19 protein-coding genes are annotated in these 14,989 nt (G+C 36.3%); 14 read left to right on the top strand and 5 right to left on the bottom strand.

Annotated elements, in window-relative coordinates; genetic code table 11:
• Window positions 1-6: 6 nt before the first annotated feature.
• The 9 genes from ACYQ0O_RS10975 (at window position 7) to ACYQ0O_RS10935 (ending at window position 7,228) form a co-directional block, all read left to right on the top strand.
• The gene (locus tag ACYQ0O_RS10975) at window positions 7-1,386 is read left to right on the top strand and encodes a phosphomannomutase/phosphoglucomutase (RefSeq protein ID WP_459892998.1); all 1,380 of its coding nucleotides are present in this window, start codon (window positions 7-9) and stop codon (window positions 1,384-1,386) included.
• The gene (locus ACYQ0O_RS10970) at window positions 1,379-1,891 is read left to right on the top strand and encodes a hypothetical protein (RefSeq protein ID WP_459892996.1); all 513 of its coding nucleotides are present in this window, start codon (window positions 1,379-1,381) and stop codon (window positions 1,889-1,891) included. Before ACYQ0O_RS10975 ends, ACYQ0O_RS10970 begins: the two co-directional genes overlap by 8 nt.
• A 10-nt stretch (window positions 1,892-1,901) precedes the next feature.
• Window positions 1,902-2,339 carry a ribonuclease HI gene (gene rnhA / locus ACYQ0O_RS10965; RefSeq protein WP_459892994.1) on the top strand — a complete coding sequence of 146 codons (438 nt, stop codon included), beginning with the start codon at window positions 1,902-1,904 and terminating at the stop codon, window positions 2,337-2,339.
• A gap of 2 nt (window positions 2,340-2,341) precedes the next feature.
• Window positions 2,342-3,040 (top strand): ribonuclease III, encoded by a 699-nt coding sequence (gene rnc, locus ACYQ0O_RS10960; RefSeq protein ID WP_459892992.1) that lies wholly within the window; start codon window positions 2,342-2,344, stop codon window positions 3,038-3,040.
• 6 nt (window positions 3,041-3,046) lie between these two features.
• The gene (locus ACYQ0O_RS10955) at window positions 3,047-3,703 is read left to right on the top strand and encodes a sulfotransferase family 2 domain-containing protein (protein ID WP_459892990.1); all 657 of its coding nucleotides are present in this window, start codon (window positions 3,047-3,049) and stop codon (window positions 3,701-3,703) included.
• Window positions 3,704-3,809: 106 nt separating this feature from the next.
• On the top strand, window positions 3,810-4,487 hold the full coding sequence (locus ACYQ0O_RS10950) for a protein-L-isoaspartate(D-aspartate) O-methyltransferase (protein WP_459892988.1): 678 nt from the start codon (window positions 3,810-3,812) through the stop codon (window positions 4,485-4,487).
• The gene (gene uvrC, locus ACYQ0O_RS10945; RefSeq protein ID WP_459892986.1) at window positions 4,478-6,313 is read left to right on the top strand and encodes an excinuclease ABC subunit UvrC; all 1,836 of its coding nucleotides are present in this window, start codon (window positions 4,478-4,480) and stop codon (window positions 6,311-6,313) included. The genes ACYQ0O_RS10950 and uvrC overlap by 10 nt, the downstream gene beginning before the upstream one ends.
• A gap of 32 nt (window positions 6,314-6,345) precedes the next feature.
• Window positions 6,346-6,813 (top strand): chemotaxis protein CheX, encoded by a 468-nt coding sequence (locus ACYQ0O_RS10940; protein WP_459892984.1) that lies wholly within the window; start codon window positions 6,346-6,348, stop codon window positions 6,811-6,813.
• 25 nt (window positions 6,814-6,838) lie between these two features.
• Window positions 6,839-7,228 (top strand): chemotaxis response regulator CheY, encoded by a 390-nt coding sequence (locus tag ACYQ0O_RS10935; RefSeq protein ID WP_459892982.1) that lies wholly within the window; start codon window positions 6,839-6,841, stop codon window positions 7,226-7,228.
• Window positions 7,229-7,232: 4 nt separating this feature from the next.
• On the opposite strand, the gene tilS is transcribed toward ACYQ0O_RS10935, so the two are convergent.
• Genes tilS through ACYQ0O_RS10920 form a run of 3 tightly spaced genes read right to left on the bottom strand, consistent with a single transcriptional unit; the run spans window position 7,233 to window position 9,069 of the window.
• Entirely contained in the window at window positions 7,233-8,252 is a 1,020-nt protein-coding gene (gene tilS / locus ACYQ0O_RS10930; protein ID WP_459892980.1) for a tRNA lysidine(34) synthetase TilS, read from the bottom strand.
• Window positions 8,253-8,258: 6 nt separating this feature from the next.
• Window positions 8,259-8,603: a hypothetical protein gene (locus ACYQ0O_RS10925; protein ID WP_459892978.1), complete on the bottom strand. Its 345-nt coding sequence runs from the start codon at window positions 8,601-8,603 to the stop codon at window positions 8,259-8,261.
• Complete coding sequence (locus ACYQ0O_RS10920; protein WP_459892976.1) at window positions 8,581-9,069, bottom strand: hypothetical protein; 489 nt, start codon at window positions 9,067-9,069, stop codon at window positions 8,581-8,583. Before ACYQ0O_RS10920 ends, ACYQ0O_RS10925 begins: the two co-directional genes overlap by 23 nt.
• 7 nt (window positions 9,070-9,076) lie before the next feature.
• On the opposite strand from ACYQ0O_RS10920, the gene ACYQ0O_RS10915 reads away from it, so the two are divergent.
• The gene (locus ACYQ0O_RS10915; RefSeq protein WP_459892974.1) at window positions 9,077-9,706 is read left to right on the top strand and encodes a septal ring lytic transglycosylase RlpA family protein; all 630 of its coding nucleotides are present in this window, start codon (window positions 9,077-9,079) and stop codon (window positions 9,704-9,706) included.
• Here ACYQ0O_RS10915 and ACYQ0O_RS10910 read toward each other — a convergent pair.
• Both ACYQ0O_RS10910 and ACYQ0O_RS10905 read right to left on the bottom strand, forming a co-directional pair.
• On the bottom strand, window positions 9,690-9,986 hold the full coding sequence (locus tag ACYQ0O_RS10910) for an integration host factor subunit alpha (protein WP_459892972.1): 297 nt from the start codon (window positions 9,984-9,986) through the stop codon (window positions 9,690-9,692). The genes ACYQ0O_RS10915 and ACYQ0O_RS10910 overlap by 17 nt on opposite strands.
• 22 nt (window positions 9,987-10,008) lie before the next feature.
• A complete protein-coding gene (locus ACYQ0O_RS10905; protein WP_459892969.1) occupies window positions 10,009-10,416 on the bottom strand; it encodes an HIT family protein in 408 nt (135 codons plus the stop codon).
• A gap of 173 nt (window positions 10,417-10,589) precedes the next feature.
• Between ACYQ0O_RS10905 and ACYQ0O_RS10900 the strand changes: the two genes are divergently transcribed.
• The 4 genes from ACYQ0O_RS10900 to ACYQ0O_RS10885 form a co-directional block, all read left to right on the top strand.
• On the top strand, window positions 10,590-11,618 hold the full coding sequence (locus ACYQ0O_RS10900) for an elongator complex protein 3 (protein ID WP_459892967.1): 1,029 nt from the start codon (window positions 10,590-10,592) through the stop codon (window positions 11,616-11,618).
• 26 nt (window positions 11,619-11,644) lie between these two features.
• Complete coding sequence (locus ACYQ0O_RS10895) at window positions 11,645-12,559, top strand: aspartate carbamoyltransferase catalytic subunit (RefSeq protein WP_459892965.1); 915 nt, start codon at window positions 11,645-11,647, stop codon at window positions 12,557-12,559.
• 16 nt (window positions 12,560-12,575) lie between these two features.
• Window positions 12,576-13,874 carry a dihydroorotase gene (locus ACYQ0O_RS10890; protein ID WP_459892962.1) on the top strand — a complete coding sequence of 433 codons (1,299 nt, stop codon included), beginning with the start codon at window positions 12,576-12,578 and terminating at the stop codon, window positions 13,872-13,874.
• The coding region (locus tag ACYQ0O_RS10885) for a sigma-54-dependent transcriptional regulator (protein ID WP_459892960.1) at window positions 13,867-14,989 on the top strand (1,123 nt) is incomplete at its 3' end. The genes ACYQ0O_RS10890 and ACYQ0O_RS10885, both read left to right, overlap by 8 nt.

The raw sequence follows: 14,989 nt of genomic DNA, 5'->3' as shown, positions 1-14,989 counted from the left end.
AGGACAGTGAAACCAATAAATAAAGATGTATTCAGGGCATATGATATCAGGGGAATAGTGGACAAAGACTTTGATGAAGAGTGGGTAGAGGTCCTTGGAAAGGCTTGTGGCACTTATTTTCAGGAAAAGGGATATGAAAAGTGTGTTGTGGGCAGAGACTGTAGACACAGCTCCCCTGCATATCAAAGGGCAATGGTTAAGGGGCTTATTTCAACTGGCATAGATGTTATAATTCTCCCAATGGTACCAACACCGGTTTTTTATTTTTCAGTAAAATACTTAAAACTAAATGCAGGAGTTATGATCACTGCCTCCCACAATCCTCCTGAGTTTAATGGATTTAAGGTATGGGCTGGGTTAGACACAATCCACACAACAGAGATAGAAAGCCTATATGAAGTAATGAAAAACGGGAAATTCAAAAAAGGAGAGGGGTTTGCCAGTGAATTTGACCCAATCCCCATATATCTAGAACAATTAGCAAGGGGAATTAAGCTGGGAAATAGGGTAAAAGTTGTTGTGGATGGAGGAAATGGTACATCTGGAAATATCTGTAAAGAACTATTAAACAGGTTGGGGTGTGAGGTCCATTGTCTATATTGCGATCCAGATCCAGATTTCCCAAATCACCATCCAGATCCAACTGTCCTTGAAAACATAAAGGACCTCAGGCAAAAAGTAGTTGATTTAAATGCCCATCTTGGAGTTGGTTTTGATGGAGATGGAGACAGGATCGGTGTTGTTGACGAAAATGGTAATGTCCTTTATGGAGATCAAGTTTTGGCAATCTTTGCAAGGGAAGTACTTATAGAAAATCCAGGTGCAAAGATAATTGGAGAAGTAAAGTGCTCCCACCTCCTTTATAGGGATATTGAAAACCACGGGGGTATTCCCATTATGTGGAAAACAGGGCACTCTCTCATCAAAGCCAAGATGAGGGAAGAAGGGGCACTTTTAGCAGGTGAGATGAGCGGGCACATGTTCTTTGCAGACAGATATTATGGCTTTGACGACGCCATATATGCAGCAGCCAGGCTCATAGAAATTATCTCTAAATATCCAGAAAAAAGACTCAGCACATATCTTGAGGACTGGCCAAAGACCTATAATACCCCGGAAATCAGGATGGATTGCCCAGAAAAAATCAAGTTTCAGGTGGTTGAAAAGGCAAAGGAATATTTCAAGGCCCATGCCCAGGGTGGTAGGGTTATTGATGTGGATGGAATAAGGATAAATTTTAAAGATGGTTGGGGCCTTATCCGTGCATCAAATACCCAGCCAGTATTGGTCTTAAGGTTTGAGGCTGAAAGTGAACAAAGGTTAAGGGAAATTCAGGAATTTTTTGAAACTCCCCTAAAAAAATGGATATCAGAGCTAAATGGCTAGGTTTAAAATCCACAGAAAAGATTCATCACCCCTTGTGTCTTTACTCAGGACTACAGGGGTGATTATAGTTTTTTTTATAACAGGACTCCTTTTCTGGAAGAACTATGAATCTACCATAGAGAAGATCACAAGTAGACAAACTATTTATGATCAGACCAGGACATTGTCTAAATCAGAGAAAAAGATATTGATGAATTTTGCCAGGTATCTAAAAGACCTATATGGGGTAGAGCTAAAAATAAACATCAATAAAAAACACATTGTAGAGCCTGATAATCTATCAAAGACTCTCTTTATTGGAATTTGTCCTCTAAAAAAAGAAGCTGTAATCTATTTTCCTGTGCTACTAAAAAAGTCATTGCCCCTTGAGTTTACAAATTATATGGAAACTAAATATTGCAGGGAGTATCTTGAAAAAGATTCGTGGCCCATTGGTTTAATAAATGGTGTTAAATTAATTTTTGATCAATTAAATAAACTGGACAATGAATACAATAAACAATAATCATCCTTCTATGCCTGAGGTGATTATATATACAGATGGCGCCTGTCTTGGAAACCCTGGGCCTGGAGGATGGGCAGCAATCTTAAAATCCAATAACCACTACAAGGAGATATCAGGGGGAGAAAAACACACAACAAACAATAGGATGGAATTAACTGCAATAATAAGGGCCCTTGAATCTCTTAAAAGAAAGTGCAACGTCCAGGTTTACACAGATTCAAAATATATTCATGACGCTATAAATAAAGGGTGGCTTGAAAAATGGACCAGGTCTAACTGGTTGACTGTTTCAAAAAAACCAGTAAAAAACAAAGAACTCTGGGAAAAACTCCTTGAGCTTTTACAAAAACATGAAGTTAAAATCCTTTGGGTAAAAGGACATAGTGGTCACAGGGAAAACGAGCGGTGCGACCTTATAGCTAAACAAGAGGCATTAAAAAGAAAGTAGACATGCGTAAAAGAAATTTAAATGAACTGGAAAAAATAATTGGATACAACTTTAACAACAAAGAACTATTAATCACTGCACTAAGTCACTCCTCATACACTAACGAAAATCCAGGGACAGGGGACAATAATGAGAGGCTTGAATTTCTTGGAGATGCAGTACTAGAACTATCAATCTCAGAAGAATTATATGAAAGGTTTCCAGATGCCAGGGAAGGGGAACTCACTTCTACCAGGGCCCATCTGGTCAATGAATCATTCCTGGCCAGGATGGCCAGGGAGATAAAACTAAATGAATTTTTATTACTTGGAAAAGGGGAGGAAAATCAGGGGGGAAGAGATAGGGACGCCAATTTGTGTGATGTATTTGAAGCCCTTATTGGAGCTGTTTTTCTAGATGGAGGATATGAAAAGGCAAAAACCATTGTAAAAGATTTATTTAAACACAAATGGCCTGATAGTTGTGTGGAGGTGGCAAAAAAGGACTATAAGAGCAAACTACAGGAAATAACCCAAAAAACATTTAAAGATCGTCCAAAATATGTCTTAATAGATAGTTTTGGCCCTGAACACGCAAAATCTTATACTGTAAAGGTTGTTCTCCCAAATCAGTGGAGCTTTGAGGCTACATCCACAAGTATAAAAAAAGCTGAACAGCTTGCTGCAAAAAAGGCCATCAAAACCATTAGTGTAAACAAATAAGATACCATGTTAATATCCTATAAATACAAATTTATTTTCGTACATATTGCAAAAACCGGGGGAACAAGTATACGCTCAGCCCTGACTCCCATTTTGCTAACTGATCCCATAAGGTGGCTCCAATATATCTTTAATCGCATAAACCATCTCTCAAACCACAAATTGGGGGTAAAGTTTCCAAGACATGCAAAGATTATAGCGGCCTATGAAATCCTTCCAAGGGATGTATTTAATTCCTTTTTTAAATTTGCATTTGTGCGTAACCCTTGGGATCTACAGGTGAGCTCGTATCACCATGTAAAAAGAGAACGGCCACATTTGATTGAACACATAAAATCCTTTGAAGATTTTTTGAAATTTAAATTGGAAGAGTCTAGGCCTTATCACTATATACTGGATGCATCTAAAGAGCCCCAATGGCTATCCCTTGTTGATATGAAGGGGAACTATCTTGTTGACTTTATTGGCAGGTATGAAAACCTGGAAAATGATTTTAATGAGGTGTTAGATAAAATTGGAATAAAAAAGAAGGTAAAATTGCCGCATAAGAGAAAGGCCAGGGATAGATCCAGAGATTATAGGCCATACTATACAGACAGGGCAGTAGAACTTGTTGAAAAACATTTTAAAATTGATATAGAAAAATTTGGATATAATTTTTAATCAAGGAGGTAAAAATGCTTAGTGGTATATTATTACTTCTGGGATTTATGTGTGTGGGTCTGTTTTTATATTTTCTACAAAAAGAACATGGTTACACAGATAAGCAATGATAAATAAAAAAACCGGGAAAAATAAAAACGATCCCTTTGAGTCCATCCGCCACAAGATGGTTGAGGATCAAATTGTAAGGAGGGGAGTAACAAATCCCCTTGTGATATCGGCAATGAAAAGGGTTCCAAGACATCTTTTTGTGTCTGAAGGACTAACCCACAAGGCCTATGAAGACAGACCTCTACCCATAGGATATGACCAGACAATTTCTCAACCATATATAGTTGCCTACATGACTCAGGCACTGAGACTGGTTGGAGGAGAAAAGGTCCTGGAAGTTGGGACAGGGTGTGGATATCAGGCTGCAGTACTGGCAGAAATTGCCAAGGAAGTTTATACAATAGAGAGGATACCAGAGCTGGCGGAAAAGGCAAGAAAGACTCTTGGGGATCTAAATTATAACAATGTACACGTCATAGTGGGAGATGGTACACTTGGACTAAAGCAATTTGCCCCATATGATGCAATAATAGTTACTGCAGGCGGTCCCAAGGTACCAAAACCACTTATTTCTCAGTTGAAGGTTGGAGGGAGATTGGTAATGCCTGTTGGGGAGTACAGGTATGGACAAACTCTAGTTAGAATAACCAAAGGTATAAATGACAAAATAAATGAAGAAAAATTAATTGATGTACTCTTTGTCCCTTTGATTGGAGATGAGGGATGGAGCTAAGGGAAATCTCTAACCTCCCAACATCATGTGGAGTTTACCTGTTTAAAGATAAGGGGAACAGAGTAATCTATGTAGGAAAGGCAAAGAATATAAAAAAAAGGGTCTCCCAATATTTTAGAAGGTATGTAGCATCAGATAAAACCCAACTTCTGGTTTCACAAATAAAAAATATTGATTTTATCTGCACATCTAATGAAAAAGAAGCCCTGCTTTTAGAGTTTAACTTAATAAAAAAATATAGACCTAAATACAATATACTATTAAAAGACGACAAGGCGTATATTTTGTTTAAATTGGATTTAAATCATCCCTACCCCAGGATCCAGATAACCAGAAAAATTTTAAAAAATAATAATTGCAAGTATTTTGGTCCTTATACTTCTGCAAAGGCAGCAAGACATACCTATAAACTATTGAATAAGATCTTTCCCATAAGAAAATGTAAGGATACAGTTTTCAAAAATAGATCAAGACCATGTCTACAGTACCACATCAAAAGATGCTTAGCGCCTTGTTGTTATAATGTGTCCAAAGAAGAATATATGGATTTAATCCATGAAGTGGAGTTGTTTTTAAAAGGAAAAAATAAAAAACTCATCTCAAAACTTGAAAAACAGATGTGGGAAGCTTCAGAAAAACTGGAATTTGAAAAAGCATCTCAAGTTAGAGATAAATTATTTGAAATAAAAAAGACCCTGGAAGAGCAGAGGGTAATCCTTCCATCCCATGGGGATATGGACGTTTTTTCAATTGAATCTAATGATGTCATAGTTGGAATAGGCATAATTATCATTAGAGATGGAAGGGTGCTTGATCAAAAAAATTTCCATTTTAATTTTGAAAAAATAAATTACCTTAGCCTTGGGGATAAAAATAATTTAAATGAAATCTTAAATGCAGTAATATTTCAATTTTATTCCTTAAATAATAATGTCCCAGATAAAATTCTCATACCAAGTACCTGTAAAATAGACCCCAATGTGCTGGACTTTTTGACCGAAAAAAAGGGGAAAAAACTTAATGTTATCTCCAATGCAACTAGTGTACACAAAGATCTTTTGAGACTGGCAAGCCTGAATATCTTTAAACATAGCAGTCCTAAATACATAATGGAGCTAACTAAAATCTCCAGATTGATTGGAATGGAGGTAGTCCCCAAGCGAATTGAAGTTATCGATGCATCACATGTAATGGGCAGACATACCATGGTGGGCATGATTGTCTTTGAAGATGGTGAGCTAAAAAAGGATCAATACAGGATCTTTAAATTCTCTAAACTTGACCACAAAAGAGACGACTACCTGACTTTACATGAGTGGACCAAAAGGAGGTTTAAACTTGGAGAGCCGTGGCCGGACCTAATTATTATTGATGGTGGTAAGGGACAGATAAATGCTGTTAAATCTGGCTTTAAAAAGCTCTTTGAGACTAGATTGCCCTTTAGATTAATTTCAATAGCCAAGTCAAAAGGAAGATTGGAGCCAGACAAAATATATATTGAGGGTCGGAAAAATTCCATATTACTTTCAAAAAATTCAAAGGAACTTTTATTTATTCAGTTTCTAAGAGACAATGTACACAGGTTTACAATTTCTAAAACCAGGTCAAGGGCCCGAAAAACATTGGTCCAAAGTGATATCAAAAAAATTATGGGCATTGGCCCAAAGACCTTTAAATTGCTCATATCTCATTTCAATACCCTGGAAAATTTGCTGAATGCTAACCACGATGAACTAAGAAAGGTATCCACCATTGGACCTATACGTTCAAAACAAATATACTCAGGGTTGCAAAAATTAAAAGAAGAGGTTAAAAATTTTCATTAAGTTATAACCACTAAAATCCCAAGGGACAAAATATGGACATAAAGCTCGCAAAACCTTTTATTGAAGCCACCGTAAATGTGTTATCCACCATGGCCATGATTAATCCCAAGGCAGAAAAGCCATATATAAAGGATAATAATAGGGCGTTTGGAGACGTTTCTGGTATTGTAGGATTTACAGCTCAAGGGGGGAAAAAGGGGGTCATGAGTGTCTCTTTTTCAAAGAAATGCGCTGTTCAGATAGTAAAGAATTTACTTGGAGATGATATTGAAAATATAGTTGAAGATGTGCAGGATGCTGTGGGAGAAATAACTAATATGATCTCTGGTCAGGCCAGGGCAAAATTGGCGGACATGGGCATAGCAATGGAAGGTGCTACCCCAACTGTAATAATGGGTGAGAATCATACAATTACCCATATTACAAAAAACAAAATAATGGCTGTACCTTTCACCACAGAGCACGGAGATTTTGTGGTTGAATTCAGTATGAGCGATTAAAAAACTAAAAAAGGAGATAAAGACCATGGCTATTAACAAAAATATGAGGATTTTGGTTGTAGATGATTTCTCAACAATGAGAAGGATTATAAAAAACATACTCAAGCAACTTGGATTTACAAATGTGGTTGATGCAGATGATGGTTCAACTGCATGGGAAATCTTAAACAAAGACAAGATTGATTTTATTATCTCTGACTGGAATATGCCCAAGATGTCAGGCATAGAGCTTTTAAGAAAAGTACGCGCTAGTGAAGAATTTGCTGACCTTCCATTCTTAATGGTAACAGCAGAAGGTCAACAAGAAAACGTTATAGAAGCTGTTCAGGCAGGGGTATCAAATTATATTGTAAAACCTTTTACTCCAGAGACCTTTGAACAAAAAATAAAAAAGATATTTGAAAAAAAGAAATAAAAAATCATTCACAAACAAATAAAACAAGGTCTTTGTCAACTTTAACCTTCTTGTTTCCAGGGAACTGGATGAGCCGAGGGCCTTTAAAATTTACTATACAATCATCTAGATTGAATAAATTTGAGTACAGGGATGTATTATACTTAAAACGGTTTAATATATCCCTGTACCATCTAAGCCTCATTGCCCTGGGAAGGAGAATTAAGTATTCCCTTTTTATAATAATATAGCCATTACTCTTAATCTCTCTTAATCTAAGTCTTTTTATTTCCTCGTCAAAATAATCTTTGTCAATTCTGGATAATTTCCATAGTTTTTTTATGGAACTTAAAAAATTTGGATTTTCTTCCATAAACAGTGGAACTATCCTGTGTCTTATCCTATTTCTTTTAAACCTTAAACTGTAATTGGACTCATCTTCCACCCAGTCTATTGAATAGTTTTTAAGTAGGGATAAGAGCCTATTTTTTGGTATTATAAGAAGAGGTCTTAAAATCCTTTTTTTTAAGTTCACACCGTCCATGCCACCCAAATAAGGCCATCCAACTCCCCTGGTAAGCCTCATCAAAACATCCTCTGCAAGATCATTTAAATGATGGGCTGTGCAAATAAAATCAGCTCCTAGTTTCTTTCTTACCCCTTCTAAAAAACGGTACCTGATAATCCTGGCAGCCTCTTCTATACCAATTTTTCTCACCTCAGCATAAACTGAAACCCTGGCATGCCCACAATAGCAAGGGATTTTATTTTCTTCACACAGTTTTTTTACAAATTTCATCTCATTTTTAGACGATTCCCTGAGCCCATGGTCCAGGTGGGCAACAACTATCTTAAATTTCATGTTTTGTTTTAGAACATTCATAATCAAAAGGAGGGCAATTGAATCTCCTCCCCCTGATACTGCAACTATTATATTTTTATTCCCAATATCTATATGGAGATCATCTATAATAAATTTTTTAACACTTAAACATAGATGTACATCTTTTGGATTTAACTCTTTTAGAGATTTAGCCAGCTTCATAAAAGTCTAATTTAGTTTTTTACCATTAATTGCAGACAGATATATATTTTCAATTAAATTTATACCATAGTTTATCTGTTCTAAATTGGCAAAGGATATGCAGCTACATCTTATTTTATTAGTGGCCCTGACAAGAAGTTCTAATTTTATAAAGTCTCTTCCAAGCTCAAGGGAAAATATGTAGGGACCACAACTTGAAATATGCTCTTTTTGCTCAGAAGTTAGAAGCTCCTCAGGTACTTGAATCCAGAAAATATCTTCTATGGGACTTTTAAATTTTTTCTCTCTTAAATATGTCCTGATTTTTTCAATATCTGCCCTTGGTATTTCATCTATTAAATAACTTCTCACTATCCACTTCTCCTTTAAAAATTTGTTTCCCAATATGTTTAACTCCCCAAAATCCAATTAAAATTGCCTCGGCAGCGTCAAGGTTTACCACCTTTGGAGGAGAAAGACCAGAGTCAATTATTATATCTCTGGCATAAAGAGCGGCAAGTCTCTTGGCTTCTTTAGAAGCAAGGTCCCTTGACCCCAAAATATCTTCCCTCCACCTCTCAGGCGATACCTGTAAAACTGGTATGTTTAATTTTATACCCTTTTTTATCCACACCTTACCCAAATCTCGACTACCTTCCACAACTATAGACATTAGATCCCACTTTTTAGAAATTCTAAAAAGTATATTGTTTACACCCCTTTTTAGCCTATTTTTATTGCCAAAATTGTGGGACCAGAACCACAAAAGGTTTGCATTTTCTGAAAAAATGGCTAGACCAGTCTTTATGCCAAGGTCAACACTTAAAATTGCCTTCATAATTTCTTTGTTTTTTCTTTTCAATATATTGAGTTGTACCCATACTGTTTCCCATTACCCCATACAAATAGGACCCAGGCTACAATATCAACTGAAAAACTATACAGAAAAAGGTATTGCATCCTGGTACGGTCCAAACTTTCATGGCAAAAGGACTGCAAATGGCGAAATCTATAACATGTACGCACTAACAGCTGCCCACAAACTTCTTCCCTTTAACACCAGGGTATTGGTCACCAATTTATATAATAATAAACAGGTGATTGTGAGAATAAACGATAGAGGCCCTTTTGTTAAAAATAGGATAATTGATCTCTCATACAGTGCTGCAAAAAAGATAGGCATGATAGGTACTGGTACTGCCCCTGTTATTTTGAAGGTATTAACAGCCCCATCAGTGGAAAAACAAACCTTTTTGATTCAAGTGGGCTCATTTGCAAGTAAAATAAATGCATATAGGACATATTTTGCCCTGAAAAAAAAGGGATATAATGACTCCCGTATTATTAAAGTAACAGTTGGTGCTAAAACGTTTTGGCGCGTTCAGGCAGGTAGCTTCTCATCTTTAGAAAAAGCAAAATATGCCCTTAATATATTAAATAAATCCTATCCAAATGCATTTATTCTTGCTCGTTGAGCTCTGCCCTAAACTTTCTTGAAATCCTATACACACATACATTTCTTGGGGGCAGGGTAATTGTCTCATCTGTCTGGGGATTTCTGCCCTTTCTGGCCTTTTTATAGTAACTTTCAAATTTTCCAAATCCACTTATGAGTAAAGACCTATCTTCTTTTATTGCTTTTTTCATAATGGATAAAAGGGACTCCACGTACTCCTTAACATCCGACCTGTTAAGACCGGTCTTTTCGTATATCTTTTCTACTATATCTGCCTTTGTTAGAGTTTTACGGGACATAAAGATTCTCCTATTTTTTAAATTAAACATTTTGTTTGATCTTATCTGCTAAATCCAACATCTCATCATTTGAGTCATACTTCCCCTGAACCACTTTAAACAAACCATCACCCTCTATCCTTGGAATCAAATGGTAATGTGCATGGGGCACAACCTGTCCTGCAGAAGGATAATTATTCATTACCACGTTTATTCCTGTGGCACCAGTTGCCTTCATAATTGCTGAACCAACCTTTTGCATAACTTGTAAAAGTTCACTTCCCAACTCAACAGGCATTTTGAACAAATTTTCATAATGTTCCCTTGGGATAATAAGGGTATGCCCCTTGGCTATGGGAGCAATGTCTAAAAAAGCCAGTATGTTCTCATCTGAATAAACTTCAGCACATGGAATCTCTCCCCTAACAATCTTACAAAAAATACATTCCATAACATGTCCCTCCATTTTTATGTGCTCTACTAGATAGGGTTTAAATGAAAAACTTGTAAATTAATTCAATTTAAGCTACATGTAATTGAGAATACGGATACAACAACTACGTGAAATCATTATAACCTACTAAAATTTTTTTTTCAAGCAACTGAAGCTTATTTTTGTAAAAAATGGAAACAATAACCTTCTCTCACCCAGAACCAAAGAAAACCAAAGAAAAAATCGTTCCTTTTTTTATTCCCTTTTTAGGGTGCCCCAAAAGATGCATTTATTGCGCACAAAATCTACAGACTGGAGCCAGCGTTAATTCAATTGAAAAAAATTTTAACAACTTTAAAAAACTCCTTTGCACATTAGAAGAAAGTAAAAAAACATCAGTTGAGTTGGCATTTTATGGGGGTACATTTACAGGACTACCATTAATATGGATTGAAAGATTTCTAGAATTTGCTCTTCCATTTAAAGAACAAGGTCTTATAAGCAGGATTCGGTGCTCCACCAGGCCTGACTATATAAGCAGCGAAATATTAAGTAAAATCAAAAGATTAGGCATTGATACTGTGGAGGTTGGAATACAATCCTTTGACAATAACATATTAAAAGCATCAGGCAGGGGATACAGTAAAGATATTGCCAAATATGCGTGCTCCCTCATAAAAGGGTTTGATTTAAAATTGGGGATCCAATTACTCCCAGGCCTTCCTGGATTTAACAGTAAAACATGGATGGAAGATATAAATCAAACCATCAAGCTTGGACCAGATATGGTGAGGATTTACCCTTGTGTTGTATTAAAAGGGACAGTGTTAGAAAAAAAATTTTTAAAAAAAGAATATGAGCCACTAGACTTACACCGCTCAATTAAGTTAGTAGCAAGGGGAGTTATGCGTCTTTGGAGAAATAACATCCCGGTTATTAGAATTGGCCTTCACAACGAAAAATCCCTTGAAAAAAATATTGTAGCAGGTCCCTGGTCTCCTGCATATGGGAGTATGATAAGGTCCTATATCCTGTATAAAATTGTCTTTACCTATATGCTTTTGACAAAGGAGAAGATAAAAAAATTATTGGTCCCCAAAAAATATCAGGGTGAATTTTTTGGTTACAAAAACATGTATAAAAATAATTATAAAACAATAGGACTCAATTCAAAGAATATAATATTTAAGGACATAAAGCAGTTTGAAATAGAAATTTAACTATAATAAAAATCGGAGAAGGCCCCATGGAATGGCAACACAAACACTTACTTGATGTGGATGAATTAACAGAGGATGAAATATATTATCTATTTGAGCTTGCCCAGAAATTTGAGGAGATAAACTTAAGACAGATAAAAAAAATACCAACTTTAAAGGGAAAAAGCGTAATACTATACTTTTCAGAACCCTCCACCAGGACCAAGACCTCATTTGATATAGCAGCAAAAAGGCTCTCTGCAGATGTCTTCTCTCTCCAAACAAAGGGGTCTAGCGAAGAAAAAGGAGAAAGTCTAAAAGATACAGTGCTTACCCTTCAGGCAATGCATCCAGACCTGATTGTGATTAGACATAAGCAAAGTGGAGCTGCCAAATTCGTATCAGAACAGGTAAATTGTACTGTATTAAATGCAGGTGATGGATGGCATGCACATCCAACCCAGGCACTTTTAGATGGATATACCCTATACAAGCACTGGGAAAACTTCAAAGATAAGACTATCCTAATACTTGGAGATATTGCCCACAGCAGGGTGGCAAGATCTGATATAAAGCTGTACAACAAGCTTGGAATAAAGGTTAGGGTTTGTGGCCCAAGGACCCTTTTACCAAAAAATATATCCAAATGGGATGTAGAAGTATTTTATGACTTAAAAGAGGCAGTAAAGGAAGTAGATGCAGTTGAATGTCTTAGACTTCAACTGGAGAGACAACAGTCAGGACTTTTGCCATCTTTAAGGGAATACTCAATCCATTATGGACTATCAAATAGTCACCTAAAGCTGGCAAAAGAAAATGTAAAAGTCATGCATCCAGGTCCCATGAATAGGGGAGTGGAAATACATTCAGATATAGCTGACTCCTCAAATAGTGTTATCTTAGACCAGGTATCTTCTGGGGTTGCAGTGAGAATGGCACTACTTTATCTTTTTTTAACCTAAAAAATAGGACACTACCATGAAAAATAACGAATTTATACTTACTGGCATAAAAATAAACAATGAAGAAAAAAACATATACATAAAAAATGGCAAAATTATAGATATATTGCCTAAAAACCACCAAATTCCAAATAACACACCTAAGATGGAGAAAAAAGGAGTGGTCCTGCCTCCTTTAGTGGATATCCATACACATCTTAGGGATCCAGGGCAGGAGTACAAAGAAGATATAATATCTGGTCTTAAGGCCGCTGCTGCAGGAGGATTTTCTCACGTCTTTGCAATGGCAAATACAACCCCTGTAAACGATACCGCACAGATAACAACATATATAAAAGAAAAAGCAAATAGCAATTTCCCTATAGGCCCTCATATATACCCTGTTGCAGCCCTAACAAAAGGACTTTATGGCAAGGAACTTGCTCCCTTACATGAGCTCAAAGATGCAGGATGTATTGCTGCATCAAACGATGGTATCCCTGTAAAAGACAATGAACTGTTTAGACGGGCTGTGGAATATGCCAATAATGCAGGTCTAATAGTACTTGACCACTGTGAAGATCCATATCTTGCTAAAGATACGTGTATAAACGAGGGAGAGCTAAGTGACAGGCTTGGATTAAAGGGGCAGCCAACAGTGGCTGAATCTGTTCAGGTTGCCAGAGATATTCTACTTTCCAGCTACCTGGATATACCCATTCACCTATGCCATATTAGTTGTGAACAATCTGTGGAGCTAATATACTTTGCAAAACAAAAAGGGATTAAGATAACTGCAGAAACCTGTCCCCACTATCTCATGTGGAATGATTCAATTATAGATGATTACAATACAAATGCAAAGGTCAATCCTCCTCTGAGGTCAAAAAGTGATGTTGAGGCAATAAGACAGGCTGTTAGGGAAAAAATAATAGATGTGATTGCAACAGACCACGCCCCCCATGCAAAATTTGAAAAAGAAGTGCCTTTTGCAATGGCTCCAAATGGGATAAGTGGACTGGATACTGCCCTTTCTCTATTATTTGAACTCATATCAAAAGAAATACTTGCCCTTGAAGATGTTATAAGATGTATGCATAAAAGACCAATTGAAATCTTCTCCCTTGATATAAGGGATATTCAAAAAGATTCCCCTGCAAATTTTATTATATTTAATACTGAAATAGACTGGATAGCAGATGATAACACTTTAATATCAAAGGGTAAAAACACGCCGTGTTTTGGGAAAAAACTAAAAGGCAAAGTTACTATAAATTTTTGTAATGGCCATCTTATATATGAATTAAAAGATATGGGGCCTACTTTCTATGACTAAGATATTAATTGTAGATGATGATTCAAGTATAGTAGATGTGTTGGATATTGCCCTGGAAAATGAAGGATATAAGACTTTTAAAGCTAGCAACATTAAAGACGGAAAAAGACTTTTACTGTCCAACATAATGGATCTTGTTGTTCTAGATATAAAACTGGGCAATGAAAATGGGTTGGATCTTCTAAAATTTATCTCAAAGGAGCTTCCCCATCTTCCAGTTCTTATGATCACAGCCTTTGCAGATCCCAAAACAGCAGTAAAGGCAATGAAACTTGGGGCAAAAGACTATATCCCCAAGCCATTTGATATTGAAGAATTTTTGCTTGTTGTAAAAAAAACCATAGAGAAGTCCAGACTGGAAGAAGAAAATATATGGCTCAAAAAGGAACTAAAAAACAAATATGGTCAGATCATTGGAAATAGTCGTAAAATGCAAGATATCTTTACCTTGATAAATAAAATTGCTCCAACAAATATAAATGTATTAATTACAGGGGAATCAGGTACAGGGAAAGAATTAATTGCACGGGCCATCCATGAAAATAGTAATAGAAAAGATTATCCCTTTGTTGCCATAAATTGTGGAGGTGTTCCAGACGAATTGGTAGAAAGTGAGCTCTTTGGCTACAGAAAAGGAGCATTTACCGGAGCAGTTCAATCCAAAAAGGGGCTTCTGCAAAAGGCCCACAAGGGTACCTTTCTTTTAGATGAAGTTGGTGAAATTTCTCAAAACATTCAAATAAAGCTACTTAGGTGTATTCAAGATGGCACATTTATTCCCTTAGGGAGTCTTGAAGAGATAAAAGTGGATGTGAGATTTATTGGAGCTACCAACAGGGATATAGAAGAGGAAGTCTCAAAAGGCACATTTAGAGAAGACCTTTTTTATAGATTAAGTGGTATGATATTGCATGTGCCACCACTAAGGGAGAGAGAAGAAGATATTCTCCTTTTAGCAGAACATTTTTTGAAAAAATTCTCCAAGGAACAAAACAAAAACATCAAAGGATTCTCCAAGGAAGCCCAAAAAAAGCTCATGTCATATGAGTATCCAGGGAATGTAAGGGAGCTAGAAAACCTAATTGAAAGGGCTGTTGCCCTTGAAAGTACCTCCT

The sequence above is a fragment of the Desulfothermus okinawensis JCM 13304 genome (assembly GCF_054654515.1).
The sequence above is the reverse complement of the archived record's forward strand: the minus strand, read 5'-3'. Positions and strand labels throughout refer to the sequence as shown.